At 65.7% G+C, this 784-nt stretch carries 1 protein-coding gene; it reads left to right on the forward strand.

The window, feature by feature from the left end; all coding sequences use genetic code 11:
* Nucleotides 1–394: 394 nt before the first annotated feature.
* Nucleotides 395–784: MFS transporter (locus AC5RVV_RS17650; protein ID WP_494002651.1), on the forward strand; the 390-nt coding region annotated here is incomplete at its 3' end.

Below are 784 nucleotides of genomic sequence, written 5' to 3' on the forward strand. Positions count from 1 at the left end.
ACCGGGTGGTCCCCGTCGATCGGCATCTACATCATGGTCCTGTCCGTCATCTCCTTCGCGGCGGTCAGCATCGTCAAGGAGACAAAGGGCGTCAACCTCCGGGTGGAGGAAGCGCACGAGGAATTCGTCAAGACCCACCCGGGCGCCTGACGTTCGGCGCCTGACGTTCGGCGCCTGACGTTCGGCGCCTGACGTTCGGCTCCGGGGCAAGGCAGCTGCCTGACGGCACCAGTCCGACGGCGGGAAGGCACAGTGCCGACTCCCGCCGTCGTACTGGAAAGCCACGCTTTCCAGGGGCACCGGCGCCAGGGTGTGGGGTAACAATGGAGGGGTGAGCATACCTGCAAACCCCCAGCCGGAGCATGTGCCGGATCCGAGGCGCTGGCGCATCCTGATGGTGTTGCTGGTGACCTTGTTAATGTCCCTGGTCGGCGTGAGCATCGTCAATGTTGCCCTGCCGTCCATCCAGTCGGGCTTGGGTGCCAGCCAATCGGACATCCAGTGGGTGCTCTCCGGGTACGCGCTGACCTTCGGCATCGTGCTGGTCGCGGCTGGGCGGGCGGGGGATATTTTTGGACGCGGACCGCTGTTCCTTGCCGGGGTGGCGGTCTTCACGCTGGCCTCCATCGCCGCAGGCTTCGCCCCTGATCCGGTGAGCCTGAATATCGCCCGGTTCGTGCAGGGGATAGGGTCGGGCCTGCTGAATCCGCAGACGGTCGGGATGATCCAGGAGTACTTCCGCGGCGCCGAACGGGGGAGAGCCTTCGGCCTGTTCGGCAGTACC

The sequence above is a fragment of the Arthrobacter sp. MDT2-34-1 genome (assembly GCF_059091365.1).